The following is a 17,379-nucleotide window of genomic DNA, read 5'->3' as shown; positions in this document are numbered from 1 at the left end:
GTAAGCGATTCCAGCGGCTTAGGGGGAGGGGTTAAGGATTTGGTAAGGGGTTGGCGGGGCGAGGGCAAAGCGAGGCGAGCGTGTCAGGATGGGGAGCCGGCACTGATACTGTGCGCCCGCGATGGGCCGCAAGGAGCGCTGGCAAGACACCCGGACAGACAGGGGCCGCACGGAACGCTTCGCGGGCAGCCGCTGACGCGGGTCTTAGCTGCCCGCCGCCCGCCATGCCATCCACCGCTTGTGCAGCTCGCCTTTGCGCAGGCCGTTGGATTCGTCCAGCACTGTGCCCGAAACCAGCCTGTCCGTCAGGAAATAACGGAAATCGTTGCGCAATTCGCACCACGCCACGATCACCCTGCTTGCCTCGCCGTAGCCAAGGACGACCGGCCAGACCGTGCGCTCGGTCTCGCGACCCTCAGCCGACCGGTAGCGCAGATGCAGTTTTCGCCCGTCACGGATCGCCTGACGCAACACCGCAGGGTCGATCGGCTCAACCGGTTGTGCGCGTGGCGGTGGGGTGCCCACCGTCGGCTCGACGATAAAGGGGCGCAGGGTTTCGGGAACCACCATCGTGATCTTGGAGATGAGATCCCGTGCGGCCCTCGCCAGTGTTGGATCGCCTCTGCCGGCCACCCATTGCGCGCCAAGCACGACCGCTTCGATTTCGTCCGGTGTCAGCATCAGGGGGGGCATGTCGTAATCGGCATCGAGCAAGAACCCGTATCCCGCTTCGCCAACGATGGGCACACGCTGGCCGACAAGAACCGCAATGTCCCGGTAGACGGTGCGGCGCGACACTTCGAGTTCCTCGGCCATACGCGCGGCGGTGACCGGCTGGGTCGAGCGGCGCAGGATCTGGATGATCTGAAAGAGGCGGTCGGCGGGGCGCATGGCTGATGACTCCTGTTGCCATGATGCTGGCAACAGGCCTGTGTCACAAGCGGCTGACCGCAGCAATCGCTGCGGACCAACTACAAAGGAAGACACCATGATCTCGACCGCCATCGCAGCCATCAACCTCTGGGGGGTTCTGGCCGCTGCAGCCTTTGCCTTTGTTTTTGGTGGCGTCTACTTCGGGGTGCTGACGCCGAAACACTACGCGGTCGCGATGGGGCGCGCGGGCGAGCCCGCTGCAAGCCTCTCGCCCTTGTTCATCGTCGGGCCGTTTGTGTGCAATGTCGTGATGATCATCGCGACGGCCATTCTGTTGCAGGCGACGGGCATCGAGGCGATTGCCCAGGCGGTCGCTCTGGGGCTCTTGATCGCAATCGGCTTTCTGCTGCCGATGTGCATGATGATCGCGATCAACCCGAACTTTCCCAAGCCGTTCTATTACACGGCGTTGAACGCGCCCTATTTGCTGGTGAGCGGGGTGATGTACGCGGTCATCCTGACGCTGATGGCGTGACGCAGGGTGGTGGAAATTACGTCAGAACCCCGTGCCTTTGCGTCGGCGGCAGAGCTGGACATCTGGTTGGCACAGCACCACGGCACGGCGGCGGAACTCTGGGTTCGCCTTTGGAAGAAAACCAGCGGCATCCACGGGATTACGCGCGAGGCGTGCATCGTCAATGCCCTTGCGTGGGGATGGATCGACGGGATCGGCAAATCCTTTGATGACCAGTCCTACGTCGTCCGGCTGACCCCGAGGCGGCCCAGATCGGACTGGTCGCAGCGAAATTGCCTCTTTGCCGAGCGCCTGATCAGTGAGGGCCACATGCGTCCGCCCGGGCAGGCGCAGGTGGATGCTGCGCGGGCCGACGGCCGGTGGGCGCGTGCCTATGCCGGATCGGCGTCCATGGAGATGCCTGCAGATTTTACCGCAGCACTGGCGGCAAATCCGGCGGCAGCTGAAAGCTTTGGCCCCTTGAGCAGGGCGCGGATGTTCGCAATTTACCTCAGGCTTCAGCGGATCAAACGCCCAGAGAACAGGGCGCGTGCCATCCGGCAGATCATCGCGGATCTGGCGGATCGGCAGGGGGCGTAAGGCACCATGACCGGGGCGCTGGCGACTGCTGTGCGGGACAGCGCATCCCGCCGCCCGTGGCGGGTTTTTGCCTTCCACATCACAGCGCGTCGGATCAGCCTAGCTCCATGGTCGCTATCGCCTGAAACCGGGCCGGATCGGTCGCTGGCAGAGCGCCGCTGAACATTCTGGCGGTTTCAAACGTCGCTTCGAAGCCGAGCGACGTGAGCATCGTTGCAAGGGGTGCGTCGGGGTTCAGGACATCGACAAAGCACGGCTCATCGGCGGTGGCGAAGGGATTGGCGGCCAGGAGCGCGCGCGCGTCGGTGGCGGAGCGTGCGTAAACCGGACCGATCTTGCTGCCCAGCCGGCAGCGGCGGAAGGTGGCGAACCCGGCGATCTCGGCGCCATCCCGCAACACCTGCGTTTGCCGCGTCGGTGACGGGCCAAACCAGCCTGTGGCAAACGCGGTGCGGGTTATGCCGCATGCCAGCGTGTCAAAGGCTACCAAGGCGTCGAGATCGTCCGGTGACGCCGGGTGGATGCGGGGGTCTGCGATCGGGGTTATGTGGCCCTCGTAACGGATGGTGGCGCCCGTTTTGACAAAGCCCGACCGGGCGTAGTTATCCTGCTGGTCCGGCACCCCGTCCAATCCGATACTGCGGGTTCCCGCATGGGCGATACCGGCGCGCCAAACCTCGATCCCATGTCCCCGGCCCCGGAACGCAGGTTTACAAAGATAGAGGCCAAGGAAGGCAAAACCGGGATCGTGATTGACGACCGAGATCGCAGCGACGGGTTCACCGGCGATTTCCTTGATCAGAAAACCCGTCGGATCGGCTGCATGGAACGCCTTCGCGTCGTCCAGTCCGGGGTTCCAGCCCTCATCAGCGGCCCAGGTCAACACAAGGTCCAGATCCTCAGGGGTCATCGCACGGATGGTCATACGAAGAGAGCGTCCTTCACGTTAGCCTTGCCGCGGGGCCCATGACCTCACGGATCGTGGATGCGGTTGGAGTTTTTGAAGATGACGGAGATGCCGGAAAAATTCAATGCCGGTGGCGGCCACGCACTCGCCTTCAGGTTTTGCTGGACAGCGGCTGTTCGCGCAGCCTAATTTTAATCGCGATGCCTCTATTTTCCATCGCAACTTCAGAGCTGGATACACGGTCCCGTGTCGCGGGTTTTCAGGACACGGTGGCCGAGCTGTGCCGTCTCGAATTCACGCCTGACAGTCTTGAAGGGTTTCGATCCGCAACGGCGATCGGCGTCTTGCCTGAGGTGATGCTGGGCTGGGGTCGGCATTCGACTTGCCGGGCTGTTCGCACGGTCGAACTGGCGGCGTCGGGGTCGGACAATGTCATGGTCCACTTCCCCCGCAGCGGTGCGTTCCGCATGCAACAGACCGGCGGCGCAGAGGTGATCTGCGGGCCGGGGCAGATCTATATCGACCCGAACGAAACCGCCGGAGTTTCGCGCTTTCTGGTGGACAGGACGGATGTCTTCTACATCTCGCTGCCGCGCCCTTTGGTGACAGGGCTGCGGGGGATCAACGATCATCTGAGAACCCGCCTTGATCTCACCCCGCAATGGCGGCTGCTTCAACGCTATGGCGAGGCACTGTTTGAAGAGTTGCCAGAGCTGACCCCCGATCAGCTGGCGCAGTCGTCAGCGCATCTGCACGATCTGGCGCTTTCAGCGTTCAGCGCGCGCGATCCGGGGCCCTTGCCCGGAACGATGGCCGCGCGGTTGCGGATGATCAAGGACGATATCGCGGGCCTCTTGCACCACCCTGACCTGTCTCCGGGGCTTGTCGCTGCGCGGCACGGGATCTCGACGCGCTATCTGCGGATGATGTTCGCCGAGGAAAAGTCGAGCTTCCGCGCTCATGTTCTGGAAGAACGGTTGCGTCGGGCTCACGGTGCGCTCTCGGCCTGCGAATCCGCCGGGCAGGCGATTTCCGATATCGCTGGCGCTGCCGGGTTTTCCGACCTGTCGTGGTTCAACCATTGCTATCGGCGCCGTTTCAACCAAACCCCGCGCGAGACCCGCGCCGAAGCGGGTCTGGCCGCGCGGTACCGCCACACGGCCTGACCTGGCCGCGGGCTGTTCACAACTGCGACAGAACCGGCGCGTTGTCGGCGGGTGTTTCCGCCCGACCCTGTTTCCTGCCGTCCAGCCCAAGACGTGCGTCCCTTCGCCCGCTAGCGTTCCGGTTGCACGACAAGGGTCTGGGGTATGTGGTTTTTCTCGATGTTTCCGGCGATTGCATGGTCGCCGGGGCGCGCCATCACTGGCGCAGATGGAAGCGTGGCGCTGTCTAATGGGTGGGACGTGGCATGACTGGCCCTGCGGCTGCGCAGCCACCACGGGGCACGCTGCTCGGTCTGCTCTCCCTGCTTGGCGGGCCGCATCAGCGGGGCCGTCAGTTCGGCTCGCTCGGCCGTCCACGGCAGCCCGGGCCGGTGCTGCCAGAGGGACAGCTGGCGGGGTTGCAGGCGCGCCTTGGCCCTGTGCTGGCCCGTCTCGACGCGGAACGGCAGTCGTGGGTCCGACAGACCGAGCGCGAGTTGCGGCTTGCTGCCGGGGGTGCGGCGCTTGGCGGTCTGGGGCTTGGCTGGAGCATGGGCGGGCTGGTTACGGGCGTGGCGCTGATGCTGGGCGGGGCGGGCTTTGCGCTTTTGCTTCTGATGGGCCGGGCGCAGGGTACGACGCGCGAGGCGGCCAAACAGGCCATCGCCGAGGCACTGGCACCCGAGCTGATCGGTCTATCCCCAGTGCCACCGGGCGCGCGGGCGCAACGGTTCACACCCGAACGGCTGGCGGGGTGGGGGCTGTCCCGCCCTGTCCATACCGTCACGGTGGACGAGTGCCTGACCGGCGAGCGGGGCGGGTTCAAGGTCTCAATCGCGCGGGTCGGGATGTTTTTCGGCAACGAAAACAACCGCACGGCCGAGGTGGGCGGCGGTGCCTGCTTCGTCGTGGCCGAGGTGACAACACCCGGCGCGGCCGAGGGTGACGCGACCGTTGTCGTCCCGCAGGACGCGGCGCTGGCGTTTCGCACTGCCCCTTCCGCCGGTCGCCCGCCCGCTGCGACGACGGGCGATGCGGATTTTGACGCGCGCTACCGGGTCCATGGCGATCCTTCGCTGCTTGGCCCCGAAGCCCGCAAAGCCTTTGCGGCGCTTGAGGCCGTGACCCGCGCCGATCCGACCTGCACCCGTGACGTCACCCCCGGCACAGGCCTGCGCCCCTTTGTGATCCTGCGGCCCGGTCCGGTCACCGTGCTGACACCGCTTGCGCTTTTCGACGGCGCGTTCGAGCCGCCGCCCTTCTTGGTCGCGCTCGACGCCGCTTCCCTTACCCCACGCTTCGCCTCGGACCTGTTGATCCTGAACGATCATCTGGCCGCCGCGATGACCTTGACGAAAGGACTTTTCCGATGATCCGAGCCTCTCGACTTCTGGCCGGGCTTTGCTTTGCCACGGTCCTGTCCACCCCGGCCATCGCCGAACGGGTTTCGGTTCTGGTCTTCGACGCTTCGGGTTCGATGTGGAACCGGGTCGAGGGCGACCAGAGCCGGGTCGAAGTCGCCCGCGACGTCATCAGCGACTATTTCGCCAGCCGGGACGCGGCGGTGCCGTTGTCGGTCACCGCGTATGGCCATAACCGGCGCGGCGATTGTCGCGATATCGAGATCGTGGCCCCGATGGGGCAGGGGACACCGGCCGATCTGGAACGCCGCCTGCGCGGGTTGATGCCACGGGGCATGACACCGCTGACCGACAGTCTGGCGCTGGCGCGCGACCAGATCCCACCGACGGCCGAGGCGGCGGATATCATCCTTGTCACCGACGGGTTGGAAACCTGCGAGGGTGATCCTTGCGCTCTGGCCGCGACGCTGGCCGCCGAGGGGATCGACATCCGCGCGCATGTGGTGGGTTTCGGCCTGAGCCGGGTGGAGCTTGAGGGACTGTCGTGCATCACCGAGCAAACCGGCGGACTGATGTTCGACACCAATTCCGGCGCGGAACTGGCCGAGGCCTTGCGGCAGGTAAGCACGGCTGAGCCCATCCCCGCGCCGGAACCGGAACCCACACCCACACCCGAAGCGGCTTTCGACATCGGCGACCGGGCCGAGGCGGGGTTCGCCTATGTGATCCGCTGGAATGGCGAGGCGACCAACGTCGATTACATGGGCTTCGTGCCGCAAGGCGAGAGCCGCGCCTCGGCGGGCCCGGCCTATGGCACGATCGGCGGCACCTCGCGCCAGCCGCACAACCCGGTCCGTTGCACAGCGCCTTTGGAGCCCGGGTTTTACGACCTGATCCTGCGCACGGCGCGCGACGGGGTCATCGCGCGGCAGGCCATTGAGGTTGTGGCACCTCATATGGGGTTCGAGGCCGTGGGCTCGGTCGAGCCGGGAAGCCGCGTGCGCTTTGCGTTCCGGGGGCCTGAGCGTATCGAGGAACGCATCGTCATCGCCCGGCCCGGCGACCCGCTGGACGCGCAGATCGGCGATTGGGACTATGCGTTGCACAAGAACGGCGTGATCACCCTGACCGTGCCGCAAGAGCCCGGCGCCTATGAGATCCGCTATCTGGCGCGGGGGCGGTCCGAGATCCTGTTTGCGCGCGGGTTCGGCGTGGGCGTGCCTTACGCGGATGACGACCTGACGACCGCCGCAGGGCTCGCTGCCTCGGCGGCGGCGGCCACGCAGGGCGATGCGTCTCAGGATGACATCGGCGCGGTGTCTGCGACCTTCCGCCTGCCAGACGGAGTGCCCGACAGCGCCGTGTCGTGGGACGGGATCCCGCTTGACCCGGACATGGCGCCCGAGGCCTGGGCACCGGAGGAGACCGGGCGCGCCGTTTCGGGCCTGTTCGAGCCGGGCCGCTGGCGCATCACCGCCCGCGCGCCGGGAGAGGTGGTCTATTCGGCCGACGTGGCGATCTTTCCCGGCCAGCCCAATGACATCACGCTGTCCGTGGTGGAGGACGTGCTGGAGGGTGCTCTTGCCGGTGGCTGGACGGTCTGGGCGATTCCACCGCGCGCCGTCGATGATCAGCCGATGACCATGGCGCGGATCATGTTGCGGCTTACCGACGAGCGGCAGGACTACACCGGCCAGATAAAACCCGGCACCGGAATGGGGCCGGACGCGGTGCCGGGCGACCTGCTTTCGGTCGTGATCGAGGGCGACACCCTGTCCATCGCGTTCGCGCAGCCCCGCATCGCGCGTGAGCCTCTGCGCCTTGCGCTCTCGCCTCAGGGTGCGGGGTTCGTGGGTACCCTTTTTGCCGGAGCTGAGCGCCTGCCGGTGGCTTTCTGGCCCGAGGCAGTGGCGCAAGACCTGCCGCTCTGGCGCGGTGCGGCCTTCGGGCCTGATCGGCCTGCGGCACAAGACCCGTCCGACGGGGCCGAGAGTGCCTTTCGCTGCACCGAGGTCCGCTGCGCCGTGACGCTCGACGGGCTGTCGGCGACGCTGGAGCAGGGCTGGTCGATGACACCGCCCGCCTGGGTCAGCGCGACAGCCGGGGCGCATCCGCTTTCAGCGCCCCGGGTCGATTTCTACGGACCGGGCGGGGCAAGTCTGCATCTCAACCCGCATCAATGGCTGGTCAGCAACGGCCCTTGCATCGAGACGGCGGCGGGGCTTCTCTGCCGCTTCCACGACAGCCCCACCGCTGCCGCCGAACCGCTGGCGCAATCGCTTGCCCTTGTGTCGCGCAAGGCGGGCCGTGCGCCTGCGGCAGCGCAGCCGGGACTTGTCCCGGTTCCGCTGCCTGAGGGGCTTGATGCCGATGCGCTCTTTGACCTTCTCCTTCCCGGCCTGACCACGGAGTGATGCCATGACGACCGCTTTTCTTTCCCCTGTCCTGACAGCGCTTGCCGGTCTCTCGCTGATGGCGCTGCCCGGGGTCGCGCAGGATCTGCCCCGGCTCTCGAACGGTGTGACACGGGTCGATGCGGCGGGCCTGATCGTCGCGACCTGCCGGACGGGCGAGGGCTGCCACTGCTACCAGTCCAACCATTCCCTCGCGACGCTGCAGACGCAGACCACGATCGCGCCGCCCGAGGGTCTGGTGAACCCGATCCTTGTGCGAGCCGGAGACGGGGTCTTTTGGAGCGGCGAGAGTGGCCACGCCATCGACCTTGTCTATGGCGGCGACGGGCTTTGCGATCCGCAGGTGTTTCCGGCCGAGGAAACCGGGCTGCCCCGCAACGGCCCGTGGACGATGACGATCACCGGCAACAGCCTGTCCGGCTGTCCGGCGCAGGTAGCCTCGGCCATTTCGGGCGCGGTCGATCTGGGCGGCAGCGAGCGGCGCAGCATCGTCTGGCCGCGCCCGTTCTCGATGGCACCGCTGACCGCCGACAACCCGGCGGCTGGCCCGTGGATCGATCAGGGCGGTGGCGTGTGGCACAATGAGGTGTTCAGCGTGAACGGCGCACTGGGCCGCAATGCTCAAGTGTCGATGACGGCGCGCATTGTCAGTCCGGTCGAGATCGCGCTGACGCAGGTCTTCTCGATGGACGTGCTGGCGATCCTCACCGGCGAGGCCTGCCGCTCGACGACCCAAGCGCGGCTGCGGTTCAGCGGCTGAACTCGCGAGCTGCAGTTTCCGCTTTCCACCCGGCCTTTCCCTATGGCGGATAGAAGAAAGGCGCCGGTTTCCCGGCGCCTTTGGGGTTAGTGGACCACTTTGCCACGCGGCTGGTCGTCATCGTCGGTATGGGTGTGCCCCGCGATGATCAGTCCCTCAGGCCCGGCGGAAACCGGCACCGTCGAGCCGTCGAGCACATCGCCCGACAGCAGCATCTGCGCCAGCGGGTCTTGCAGGTAGCGCTGGATCACCCGCTTGAGCGGACGCGCGCCATAGACCGGGTCGTAGCCCTTGTCGGCCAGCCAGACCCGCGCCGCGTCGTCCAGATCCAGCGCGATCTTGCGCGATTCCAGCCGCTTGAGCAGGCGCTTCATCTGGATCTTGACGATCCCGTCCATATCCACCCGCTTGAGCCGGTCGAAGATGATCGTCTCATCCAGACGGTTCAGGAACTCGGGCCGGAAATGGGCGCGGACGGCCTCCATCACATGCGCCTTGGCTTCGTTCACGTCGGTGCCGTCGGGCAGGTGGCTGAGCGCCTGCGACCCCAAGTTCGAGGTCAGGATGATCAGCGTCTGCTTGAAGTCCACCGTGCGCCCGTGGCTGTCAGTCAGGATGCCGTCATCGAGCACCTGCAACAGTACGTTGAACACGTCGGGGTGGGCTTTTTCCACCTCGTCAAACAGCACCACCTGATAGGGCCGGCGGCGGACGGCTTCGGTCAGCACGCCGCCCTCATCATAGCCGACATAGCCCGGAGGCGCGCCGATCAGCCGGGCGACCGAGTGTTTCTCCATGAACTCGGACATATCGATGCGCACCATGGCGCTGTCGTCGTCAAAGAGGAACTCGGCCACGGCCTTGGTCAGCTCGGTCTTGCCCACGCCGGTTGGCCCCAGGAACAGGAAGCTGCCCAGCGGACGGTTCTCATCATTCAGACCCGCGCGCGCCCGACGCACCGCGTTGGCGACGGCGTGGACGGCGTGGTTCTGGCCGATGACCCGCTTGTGCAGACCCTCTTCCATGCGCAGAAGCTTGTCGCGCTCGCCCTCCAGCATCCGCGTGGTGGGGATGCCGGTCCAGCGCTCGACCACCTCGGCGATCTGCTCGGGGCGCACGGCGTCGCCGACCATCTTCTCGGTCTCGCGCGCTTCGGCCTCGGCCAGCGCGCGCTCCAGCTCGGGGATGCGGCCGTATTGCAGCTCACCGGCCTTGGCGAAGTCGCCGACCCGCTTGGCGGTGTCCAGATCGATGCGGGCTTTCTCAAGCTGCTCCTTGAGACCGCGCGCCGCTTCCAGCATGTCGCGCTCGGCCTGCCATTGGCCGGTCATCTCGGACGATTGCTGCTGCAGCTCGGACAGCTCGACTTCGATCTTGGACAGACGGTCGCGGCTGGCCGCGTCGTCTTCCTTGCGCAGGGCTTCGACCTCGATCTGCTTTTGCAGGATGTCGCGGTCCAGCGCGTCCAGCTCTTCGGGCTTGCTGTCGATCTGCATGCGCAGCCGCGAGGCCGCCTCGTCGATCAGGTCGATCGCCTTGTCGGGGAGGAAACGGTCGGTGATGTAGCGATGCGAGAGCGTCGCCGCCGCCACCAGCGCCGAATCGGCGATGCGCACGCCGTGGTGCAGCTCGTACTTTTCCTTGATGCCGCGCAGTATCGACACGGTATCCTCGACCGTCGGTTCTTCAACCACGATGGGCTGGAACCGGCGGGCCAGAGCCGCGTCCTTTTCGACGTATTTGCGGTATTCATCCAGCGTGGTGGCACCGATGCAATGCAGCTCGCCGCGCGCCAGCGCCGGTTTGATCAGGTTGGCGGCATCCATCGCGCCTTCGGATTTGCCCGCGCCGACCAGCGTGTGCATCTCGTCGATGAACAGGATGATCTCGCCCGCCGCGGCGGTGATCTCGCCAAGCACGCCTTTGAGACGTTCCTCGAACTCGCCGCGGTATTTCGCCCCGGCGATCAGCGCTCCCATGTCCAGCGCCATCAGCGTCTTGTCGCGCAGGGATTCGGGCACATCGCCGTTGATGATGCGCAGCGCCATGCCCTCGGCAATCGCGGTCTTACCCACGCCGGGTTCCCCGATCAGCACCGGGTTGTTCTTGGTCCGGCGGCTGAGCACCTGCATGGCGCGGCGGATTTCCTCGTCGCGGCCGATGATCGGGTCGATCTTGCCATCGCGGGCGGCTTGGGTCAGATCGCGGGCGTATTTCTTCAGCGATTCATAGGTATCCTCGGCGCTGGCGGAATCCGCCGTGCGGCCTTTGCGGATATCGTTGATCGCGCCGTTCAGCGCCTGCGCGGTCACGCCGCCTGCGTCCAGCGCCTCTTTGGCGGCGGATTTCACCATCGACAGCGCCATCAGCACACGTTCGACGGGCACAAAGCTGTCCCCGGCTTTCTGCGCCAGTTTCTCGGCCTCATCCAGCACGCGGACCAGCGCAGAATCGGTATAAACCTGCCCCGCATCGCCCGAGACCTTGGCGTGTTTGCCCACCGCCAGATCGACGGCCTGAATGACCTGTTCGGGCTTGCCGCCCGCGTGGCGGATCAGGTTGGCGGCCATGCCCTGATCGTCATCCATCAGGGCCTTGAGCAGGTGTTCCGGGGTCAGCCGCTGGTGCTGCTCGCGCGCGGCAATCGTGTTGGCGGCCTGCAGGAACCCGCGGGCGCGCTCTGTGAACTTTTCAAGGTTCATCGCATTCTTCCTTTCAAGCGCCCGACTGGCGCGGCACGCCCGACCATCGGCGCGTGCCCCTCGCGGGCCTTGATCCTTATGTGGGGGGCGAAATCCCCCTGATCAAGAGAGCTGTTAACCTGACAGAAACCTCTGGCGCGCAGGATCTGGAAAAAGCCATGCGGGAGAACCACCATGCTAAACCGCGCTCTGCGATTGCCAACGCGGGCGTTTGTTCAGGTCCGCTCGCCCCGCGGGGCGTTCGACGCGACACTCGGGAACCTGACCGAGGCAGGCGCGCGTCTGGTCGGGATACCCGAGCGAACGATCATTGTCGGCGACTGGATCGGCATTCACTGTGTCGGGCAAAATTATTCGGCTGAAGTGCGCTGGCATTTCGATGATACCTGCGGGCTGATGTTCGAAGAGCCGCTCAGCGAGTATCAGATCATGACCATTCTGGGCTCTCGCATGGCGCTGTGACGGCGTGCCGCCCCCGGCTTCCTTGACTTGACCCCCCGGCAGTCTCATATCCGGGGTCAAACCGGAGGCCTGTGCCATGTTCATCCAAACCGAATCCACCCCGAACCCCGCCACGCTGAAATTCCTGCCGGGGCAGGACGTCCTCGGCCAGGGAACGGCCGATTTCCCCGAGGCTGCCGCCGCCAGCGCCTCGCCGCTGGCCCGCGCGATCTTCGCCGCACCCGGCGTGACCGGCGTGTTCCTCGGGGCTGACTTCATCACCGTCACCAAGGCCGAGGCCAACGACTGGTCGCACGTCAAGCCCGCCATCCTTGGCGCGATCCTTGAGCATTTCCAGTCCGGCCGCCCCGCGATCGAGGGTGAGGCCGAAGCGGCTCATGCCGTGCAGGAAGGCCCCGACGGCGAGATCGTCGACCAGATCAAGGAACTGCTCGACACCCGCGTGCGTCCTGCCGTGGCGCAGGACGGCGGCGACATCACCTTCCACGGTTTCGACCGGGGCGTGGTCTATCTGCACATGAAGGGCGCCTGCGCGGGCTGCCCGTCGTCGACGATGACGCTGAAAATGGGCATCGAGAACCTGCTGCGCCACTATATCCCCGAAGTGACCGAGGTCCGGCAGGTTGCCGTCTGATACCGTCCTTGGTTTCGACAGCTCGGGCGGCTGGATCGCCGCGGCCCTGATCCGCGGCGATACCGTGCTGGCCGAGTGTTTCACGCCGCTGCCCAAAGGGCAGGGCGAGGCGCTGATGCCCGCGCTTACCGCCCTTCTGGCCGAGGCGGGCCTCGACTGGTCCGACCTCGCCGCGATTGGTGCGGGCATCGGGCCGGGCAATTTCACCGGCATCCGCATCACCACCGCCGCTGCGCGCGGGCTGGCGCTGGGGCTGGGCGTCCCGGCCATTGGCGTGAACCGGTTCGAGGCGCTCGCGCTCGATGGCCCCGACCTCCCCACCGTAGTCCCCGCCCTGCGCGGCCAGGTCTGGGTCCAGACCCAAGGCCAGCCCCCGGTCCTGACCGACACGCCTCCGGCCACAGGCATCGGCGACGGCCTGACGCCGCCCGTCCATCCCCTCGCCGTCGCCATCGCCCGCCTCGCCGATGCGCGCCGCCACAGCCCGCAGCCGCGCCCCGCACCGCTCTACCTGCGCGACGCCGACGCGGCCCCGCCGTCCGAGCAACCGCCCGCCCTCATCGGCTAAGCCTATCATCTGTCCCTAAATATCCTGGGGGGTGAATTTGGCGAAGCCAAAGAGGGGGGCGACGCCCCCCTTGCCCGGTCGCCCGAAGCCATGACGCTGAAAGCGTCAGGGGCCGAGGGCGAAACCCTTCCCCCGCAGCCCCCGACGCGCTATCCCCGCCGCATGACTCCTGACGCGCTTGCCACTCTGCACGGCCTCTGTTTCACCGCGCCCCCGCCGTGGAGCGTGCGCAGTTTTGCCAATCTGCTCGACAGTCCCTTCACCTTCCTGACCCACGCGGCGCAGGGGCGCGCCTTTGCGCTGGGCCGGGTCATCGCCGGCGAGGCCGAGCTGCTCACCCTCGCCACCGATCCGGATGCGCGCCGACAGGGCCTTGCGCGCGCGCAGCTGGCCGCGTTTGACGCCGGCGCAAAGGCGCGCGGGGCCGGGACCGCGTTTCTTGAGGTCGCCGAGGACAACATCGCCGCCCGCGCGCTGTATGAGGGGGCAGGATGGGTGCAGACCGGGCGCAGACCGGCGTATTACGTCGCTGTCGACGGGCGCAGTGTCGCCGCATTGATCCTTTGCAAGTCGCTCGCCTGACAATTAACCTTGCTGCTGCCAGACGATTCCCCTGACTTGTCCGTTTGGTAAAATTTGCTTGACGGCTCATGCGCGCATGGACCTAGATTACCTATGAACCGAAAGTTCGGATCAGCCGCAAAAGAAGACGCGCTCTGGCGGCCCATGACGACCCAACTGGGAGAAAAAACCAACATGAAACTGACCCGCACCCTCTTCGGCGCGACCGCTGTTCTGGCTCTGATGTCCGGCGCTGCGCTTGCCGATCCGGCCCTGATCTACGATCTTGGCGGTAAGTTCGACAAATCCTTTAACGAGATGGCCTATACAGGCGCGATGCGTTGGGCTGAGGAAACCGGTGGCGAATACCGCGACATCGAATTGCAGTCAGAAACCCAACGTGAGCAGGCCATTCGCCGCTTCGCCGAGGCCGGCTACAACCCGGTCGTGATGACGGGGTTCTCGATGGCGACGCCACTGGAAGTCGTTGCAGCCGACTATCCCGATACCACGTTCGTCATCATTGACGGCGTCGTCGATCTGCCCAACGTCCGCTCGGTACTCTTCGCCGAACACGAAGGGTCGTATTTGGTGGGTATGGCCGCCGCTATGGCGAGCGAAACGAACACCGTCAGTTTTGTCGGTGGTATGGACGTTCCGCTGATCCGGGCATTCGCTTGTGGTTATGCGCAGGGCGCGCAAGCTGCAAATCCAGACGTGAACGTTATCGTTAACTACACCGGCAGCACGCCTGCTGCCTGGAATGACCCTGTTCGCGGAAGCGAAATCACCGCTGCGCAGATCAGCCAGGGGTCGGATGTGGTCTTCGCCGCCGCTGGCGGTACGGGTGTCGGCGTTCTCCAGCGCGCATTGGATGACGGTATTTTGTCGATCGGCGTCGATTCTAACCAGAACTATCTGCACCCTGGCCACGTGTTGACTTCGATGATGAAGCGTGTGGACAACGCCGTTTTTGACGCGTTTTCGGCAGGGCCCGACATGGAAACCGGCGTGCAGATCATGAACCTCGCGTCCGGCGGTGTGGGTTGGGCGGTCGACGAGAACAACGAAGCGCTGATCACCGACGAGATGCGCACTGCCATCGGTGCTGCCGAGACCGCAATTGCGGCAGGCGATCTGGAGGTGCACGATTATCGCACCGACAGCACCTGCCCGATCTCGGTCGAGTAAGGCACGCGCGAGATGATCGCTGACGTGACCGGGGGGGCGGCGGCAGACGCCGCCCCCGCCATCGAGCTTCGCGGGATATCGAAGGCATTCGGCCCGGTCCAGGCGAACAAGGACATCAACATCCGGGTGCGCAAGGGCACCATTCACGGGATCATCGGCGAAAACGGCGCGGGGAAATCCACGCTGATGTCGATCCTGTACGGGTTTTACCGGTCGGATTCAGGCGAGGTTCTGATCGACGGCAAGCCCACGCAGATCACCGATTCACTGGCCGCGATCCGCGCCGGGATCGGCATGGTCTTTCAGCATTTCAAGCTGGTCGAGAATTTTACGGTTCTGGAGAACGTCATTCTGGGGGCCGAGGGCGGCGCGTTGCTGCAGCCCTCGAAGGCGCGGGCGCGCAAGTTGCTCACGCAGCTGGCCGATGACTATGAACTGAGCGTCGATCCCGATGCCGTGGTCGAAGACCTGAACGTCGGTCACCAGCAGAGGGTCGAGATCCTCAAGGCGTTGTACCGTCAGGCCAATATCCTCATTCTGGACGAGCCGACCGGGGTTCTGACCCCGGCCGAGGCCGACCATCTGTTCCGCATCCTGCGCGGGCTCAAAGAGCAGGGCAAGACGATCATCCTGATCACCCACAAGCTGCGCGAGATCATGGAGGTGACCGATGAGGTCAGCGTCATGCGGCGCGGCGAGATGGTGGCGACGGTGAACACGGCGGACACCAACCCGTCCGAACTGGCCGAGCTGATGGTCGGCCGCAAGGTGCTGCTGGACGTGCAAAAGACCCCGGCGCAGCCCGGTGAGGTCGTGGTGTCGGTGCGCAATCTGCAGGTCATCGACCGTCACGGTGTCGAGCGTCTGCGCGGCATTGATCTGGACGTTCGCGCCGGGGAAATTCTGGGCATCGCGGGCGTGGCGGGCAACGGCCAGTCGCAGCTGCTTGAGGTGCTGGCGGGCATGATGCCGGGCACCGGCACGATGACCATGAACGGCAAGGACATGGATCTGAGCCTGCGGCGCGACAACGCGCGCACGCGGCGCGAGGACAGCATTGCGCATGTGCATGAGGATCGCCACCGCTGCGGGCTTATCCTGGACTTCATGGCGTGGGAAAACGTGGCTTTCGGCTATCACGACCGGCCCGAGTACCAGAAGAACGCGCTGCTGATGGATAACGCCGCGATCCTTGAGGATGCCAAGGGCAAGATCGAGCGGTTCGACGTACGCCCGCCCAACCCGATGCTGACCGCCGAGAGCTTCTCGGGCGGGAACCAGCAGAAGATCGTTCTGGCCCGCGAGATCGAGCGCAACCCCGATCTGCTGCTGGTCGGCCAGCCAACACGCGGCGTGGACATCGGCGCGATCGAGTTCATCCACAAGCGGTTGATCGAACTGCGCGATCAAGGCAAGGCGATCCTGCTGGTCTCGGTCGAGCTGGACGAGATCCTGTCGCTGTCGGACCGCATCGTCGTGATGTTTGACGGCAAGATCATGGGCGAGCGCGATCCCGAACAGACCAACGCGCAAGAACTGGGTCTGCTGATGGCCGGTGTGGTCGGAGACTCGGTCACGGGGGATGCCGCATGAGCAGCCGAAACATGCCGAAATGGGCCGATGTCCTGCTGGTCCCGCTGTTCTCGCTGGTGATCGCCTTCGCGATCTCGGCGCTGGTCATTCTGGCGATTGGCGAAGACCCGATCAGGGCGATGGAGCTGATGGTCACCGGCTCGCTGGGGTCGACCTATGGCTGGGGCTATACGCTCTACTACACCACCAACTTCCTGCTGACCGGTCTTGCCGTGTCGATCGCGTTTCAGGCCAAGCTGTTCAATATCGGCGGCGAAGGTCAGGCGCTGATCGGCGGTCTGGGTGTTGCGCTGGTCTGTCTGTTCGTGCCCTGGCCGAACTGGTGGACGGCGATGATCGGGGCGATCCTTGCCTCGGCGGTGTTTGGCGCGCTGTGGGCGGCGATCCCGGCTTATTTGCAGGCCAGACGCGGCAGCCATATCGTCATCACCACGATCATGTTCAACTTCATCGCCGCCTCGGTGCTGAACTACATGCTCAGCCATGTGCTGCGCCCGCCCGCGTCGATGGACCCGGCGACCGCGCGCTTTGCCTCCGAGCTGCGCCTGCCGCGTCTGGCCGATGTGCTTGAACCCTTCGGCATCGCATTTTCGCGGTCAGGTCCGGCCAACGTGATGCTGTTCGTGGCGCTGGCGTTTTGTGTGCTGGCCTATGTGATGATGTCGCGCACCAAGCTGGGGTTCGAGATCCGTGCCTTTGGTCAGTCCGAACCTGCCGCGCATTATGCCGGGATCAGCGCCTTCAGGATCATCATGATCGCGATGCTCATCTCGGGCGCGCTGTCGGGGGTGATGGCGGTCAACTCGGTGATGGGCGGGCCGCAACGGCTGGTGATGAACGCGGTCGAAGGGGCGGGCTTTATCGGCATCGCCGTGGCGCTGATGGGGCGCTCGCATCCCATCGGCATCATCGCCCCGGCGCTGCTGTTCGGCTTCCTGTTTCAGGGCGGCTCGGAACTGGCGATCGAAACCACGATCCCGCGCGAGATGATCGTGATCATTCAGGCACTGGTGATCATGTTCACGGGCGCCTTGGACAATCTGGTCAGGCAGCCGCTTGAAGCGATGTTTGCCCTGGGCCGGAGGAAGAGCTGA

16 protein-coding genes are annotated in these 17,379 nt (G+C 65.5%); 13 read left to right on the top strand and 3 right to left on the bottom strand.

The features are described from left to right. Positions 1-204: 204 nt before the first annotated feature. Positions 205-891 carry a helix-turn-helix transcriptional regulator gene (locus EAE28_RS07435; RefSeq protein ID WP_127105191.1) on the bottom strand — a complete coding sequence of 229 codons (687 nt, stop codon included), beginning with the start codon at positions 889-891 and terminating at the stop codon, positions 205-207. Positions 892-988: 97 nt separating this feature from the next. Between EAE28_RS07435 and EAE28_RS07430 the strand changes: the two genes are divergently transcribed. After that, the gene (locus EAE28_RS07430) at positions 989-1,408 is read left to right on the top strand and encodes a DUF1761 domain-containing protein (protein WP_164736570.1); all 420 of its coding nucleotides are present in this window, start codon (positions 989-991) and stop codon (positions 1,406-1,408) included. A 9-nt stretch (positions 1,409-1,417) separates the two neighbouring features. Continuing rightward, the gene (locus EAE28_RS07425; RefSeq protein WP_220443901.1) at positions 1,418-1,987 is read left to right on the top strand and encodes a YdeI/OmpD-associated family protein; all 570 of its coding nucleotides are present in this window, start codon (positions 1,418-1,420) and stop codon (positions 1,985-1,987) included. A gap of 94 nt (positions 1,988-2,081) precedes the next feature. Here the strand turns inward: EAE28_RS07425 and EAE28_RS07420 are convergent, their stop codons facing one another. Then, entirely contained in the window at positions 2,082-2,912 is an 831-nt protein-coding gene (locus EAE28_RS07420) for a GNAT family N-acetyltransferase (protein ID WP_127105189.1), read from the bottom strand. Positions 2,913-3,094: 182 nt separating this feature from the next. On the opposite strand from EAE28_RS07420, the gene EAE28_RS07415 reads away from it, so the two are divergent. From EAE28_RS07415 to EAE28_RS07400, 4 genes are all read left to right on the top strand, one after another. Further along, positions 3,095-4,060: an AraC family transcriptional regulator gene (locus tag EAE28_RS07415; protein ID WP_164736569.1), complete on the top strand. Its 966-nt coding sequence runs from the start codon at positions 3,095-3,097 to the stop codon at positions 4,058-4,060. 245 nt (positions 4,061-4,305) lie between these two features. Next, positions 4,306-5,412 (top strand): hypothetical protein, encoded by a 1,107-nt coding sequence (locus EAE28_RS07410; protein WP_127105187.1) that lies wholly within the window; start codon positions 4,306-4,308, stop codon positions 5,410-5,412. Continuing rightward, the gene (locus EAE28_RS07405; protein ID WP_127105186.1) at positions 5,409-7,814 is read left to right on the top strand and encodes a vWA domain-containing protein; all 2,406 of its coding nucleotides are present in this window, start codon (positions 5,409-5,411) and stop codon (positions 7,812-7,814) included. The genes EAE28_RS07410 and EAE28_RS07405 overlap by 4 nt, the downstream gene beginning before the upstream one ends. Positions 7,815-7,818: 4 nt before the next feature. Continuing rightward, positions 7,819-8,574, top strand: coding sequence for a hypothetical protein (locus tag EAE28_RS07400; protein WP_127105185.1), 756 nt, complete (start codon positions 7,819-7,821; stop codon positions 8,572-8,574). An 86-nt stretch (positions 8,575-8,660) separates the two neighbouring features. On the opposite strand, the gene clpB is transcribed toward EAE28_RS07400, so the two are convergent. Further along, positions 8,661-11,276 (bottom strand): ATP-dependent chaperone ClpB, encoded by a 2,616-nt coding sequence (gene clpB, locus EAE28_RS07395; protein WP_127105184.1) that lies wholly within the window; start codon positions 11,274-11,276, stop codon positions 8,661-8,663. 174 nt (positions 11,277-11,450) lie between these two features. Here clpB and EAE28_RS07390 point away from each other — a divergent pair, with 174 nt between their 5' ends. The 7 genes from EAE28_RS07390 to EAE28_RS07360 all read left to right on the top strand — a co-directional run bounded on the left by EAE28_RS07390 (position 11,451) and on the right by EAE28_RS07360 (position 17,379). After that, positions 11,451-11,738 (top strand): hypothetical protein, encoded by a 288-nt coding sequence (locus tag EAE28_RS07390; protein ID WP_127105183.1) that lies wholly within the window; start codon positions 11,451-11,453, stop codon positions 11,736-11,738. Between the two features lie 76 nt (positions 11,739-11,814). Beyond that, a complete protein-coding gene (locus EAE28_RS07385) occupies positions 11,815-12,372 on the top strand; it encodes a NifU family protein (RefSeq protein WP_127105182.1) in 558 nt (185 codons plus the stop codon). Beyond that, a complete protein-coding gene (tsaB, locus tag EAE28_RS07380; protein WP_127105181.1) occupies positions 12,362-12,940 on the top strand; it encodes a tRNA (adenosine(37)-N6)-threonylcarbamoyltransferase complex dimerization subunit type 1 TsaB in 579 nt (192 codons plus the stop codon). Before EAE28_RS07385 ends, tsaB begins: the two co-directional genes overlap by 11 nt. Positions 12,941-13,030: 90 nt before the next feature. Continuing rightward, on the top strand, positions 13,031-13,522 hold the full coding sequence (locus tag EAE28_RS07375; RefSeq protein ID WP_342773081.1) for a GNAT family N-acetyltransferase: 492 nt from the start codon (positions 13,031-13,033) through the stop codon (positions 13,520-13,522). A gap of 174 nt (positions 13,523-13,696) precedes the next feature. Next, positions 13,697-14,692 (top strand): BMP family lipoprotein, encoded by a 996-nt coding sequence (locus EAE28_RS07370; RefSeq protein ID WP_127105338.1) that lies wholly within the window; start codon positions 13,697-13,699, stop codon positions 14,690-14,692. 12 nt (positions 14,693-14,704) lie between these two features. Further along, positions 14,705-16,285 (top strand): ABC transporter ATP-binding protein, encoded by a 1,581-nt coding sequence (locus EAE28_RS07365; RefSeq protein WP_127105180.1) that lies wholly within the window; start codon positions 14,705-14,707, stop codon positions 16,283-16,285. Then, complete coding sequence (locus tag EAE28_RS07360; protein WP_246022302.1) at positions 16,282-17,379, top strand: ABC transporter permease; 1,098 nt, start codon at positions 16,282-16,284, stop codon at positions 17,377-17,379. Before EAE28_RS07365 ends, EAE28_RS07360 begins: the two co-directional genes overlap by 4 nt.

Source organism: Pararhodobacter zhoushanensis (genome assembly GCF_003990445.1).
Lineage (GTDB): Bacteria > Pseudomonadota > Alphaproteobacteria > Rhodobacterales > Rhodobacteraceae > Pararhodobacter > Pararhodobacter zhoushanensis.
The sequence above is the reverse complement of the archived record's forward strand: the minus strand, read 5'-3'. Positions and strand labels throughout refer to the sequence as shown.

What these genes read in the sequence shown, in the direction of transcription:
- EAE28_RS07435 (WP_127105191.1), bottom strand. Translation starts at nt 891, where the DNA reads ATGCGCCCCGCCGACCGCCTCTTTCAGATCATCCAGATCCTGCGCCGC.
- EAE28_RS07430 (WP_164736570.1), top strand. Translation starts at nt 989, where the DNA reads ATGATCTCGACCGCCATCGCAGCCATCAACCTCTGGGGGGTTCTGGCC.
- EAE28_RS07420 (WP_127105189.1), bottom strand. Translation starts at nt 2,912, where the DNA reads ATGACCATCCGTGCGATGACCCCTGAGGATCTGGACCTTGTGTTGACC.
- EAE28_RS07415 (WP_164736569.1), top strand. Translation starts at nt 3,095, where the DNA reads ATGCCTCTATTTTCCATCGCAACTTCAGAGCTGGATACACGGTCCCGT.
- EAE28_RS07410 (WP_127105187.1), top strand. Translation starts at nt 4,306, where the DNA reads ATGACTGGCCCTGCGGCTGCGCAGCCACCACGGGGCACGCTGCTCGGT.
- EAE28_RS07405 (WP_127105186.1), top strand. Translation starts at nt 5,409, where the DNA reads ATGATCCGAGCCTCTCGACTTCTGGCCGGGCTTTGCTTTGCCACGGTC.
- EAE28_RS07400 (WP_127105185.1), top strand. Translation starts at nt 7,819, where the DNA reads ATGACGACCGCTTTTCTTTCCCCTGTCCTGACAGCGCTTGCCGGTCTC.
- clpB (WP_127105184.1), bottom strand. Translation starts at nt 11,276, where the DNA reads ATGAACCTTGAAAAGTTCACAGAGCGCGCCCGCGGGTTCCTGCAGGCC.
- EAE28_RS07390 (WP_127105183.1), top strand. Translation starts at nt 11,451, where the DNA reads ATGCTAAACCGCGCTCTGCGATTGCCAACGCGGGCGTTTGTTCAGGTC.
- EAE28_RS07385 (WP_127105182.1), top strand. Translation starts at nt 11,815, where the DNA reads ATGTTCATCCAAACCGAATCCACCCCGAACCCCGCCACGCTGAAATTC.
- EAE28_RS07375 (WP_342773081.1), top strand. Translation starts at nt 13,031, where the DNA reads ATGACGCTGAAAGCGTCAGGGGCCGAGGGCGAAACCCTTCCCCCGCAG.
- EAE28_RS07370 (WP_127105338.1), top strand. Translation starts at nt 13,697, where the DNA reads ATGAAACTGACCCGCACCCTCTTCGGCGCGACCGCTGTTCTGGCTCTG.
- EAE28_RS07365 (WP_127105180.1), top strand. Translation starts at nt 14,705, where the DNA reads ATGATCGCTGACGTGACCGGGGGGGCGGCGGCAGACGCCGCCCCCGCC.
- EAE28_RS07360 (WP_246022302.1), top strand. Translation starts at nt 16,282, where the DNA reads ATGAGCAGCCGAAACATGCCGAAATGGGCCGATGTCCTGCTGGTCCCG.